We start from the raw sequence: 750 nt of genomic DNA on the forward strand, positions 1-750 counted from the left end.
GCCTGGGGCGTCACCCCCGATCTCGTGGGTGACTGCGCTTTACCCACGGGAGATATCATCGAATTGATCAACAATGATTTCGCCAAGCGCGAGCCCAATGTAACGGATCTCTTGAAGAAGTTTGTTCTGACCAATGACGATGTTGCCTGGGGCATCCTCAAGCAGGATAAGGGCGGACTTACGCCCGAAGCTGCCGCGGCTGAGTGGATTTCCACCAACGAGAAAAAGTGGTCACCGTGGCTTCAATAACCTTCGGCGCGACATCTGTGGCGCCGCTCATCCGCCACAAATGGCTGCTGAGCAGCCGTTTGTGGGTGACATTCGGCCTCATTTTGCTCGTCGCTGCCTATGTTGGGCGGGAGGTGCTGCCCGAAGGGTTGTACGTCTGGCCGAAGCAATGGCTGCTGCCGTTGCTTAAGATGTCCAACGATGTGCTCAACCAGTTGCTTCGCCGATCCGAAATTTTTGGCGAGCCTCTCCGGGTCTGGACGCGTGCGGGTGGGGAGGCAGTCGGCCTTCCGATGCGGGGCCTGCAGAACCTTCTGACCACCGGCTGGTCCTTTCCGGGTCGCACTGCAGCCGAAACGGTTACTCTGCCGCCATTGTCGTGGGTGTCGGTCGTTCTTGCTGCAACCTACATGGGTTGGCTCGCCGGTGGGCGCCGCCTGGCTGTCCTGGCGTTTGCAACTTTTGCGTACTTTCTTGTTTTCAATCTTTGGGCTCAAGCGACATTGACGCTCGCTTCCGTGG

The 750-nt window shown here is 58.3% G+C and carries 1 protein-coding gene and 1 pseudogene; both read left to right on the plus strand.

Annotated elements, in window-relative coordinates; all coding sequences use genetic code 11:
- Nucleotides 1-249: glycine betaine ABC transporter substrate-binding protein (locus AC1D0I_RS32765; protein ID WP_477400213.1), on the plus strand; the 249-nt coding region annotated here is incomplete at its 5' end.
- Nucleotides 228-750: pseudogene (locus AC1D0I_RS32770) on the plus strand (hypothetical protein); the annotation flags it as partial. The gene AC1D0I_RS32765 and the pseudogene AC1D0I_RS32770, both read left to right, overlap by 22 nt.

Source organism: Mesorhizobium sp. P2_D1 (genome assembly GCF_056404455.1).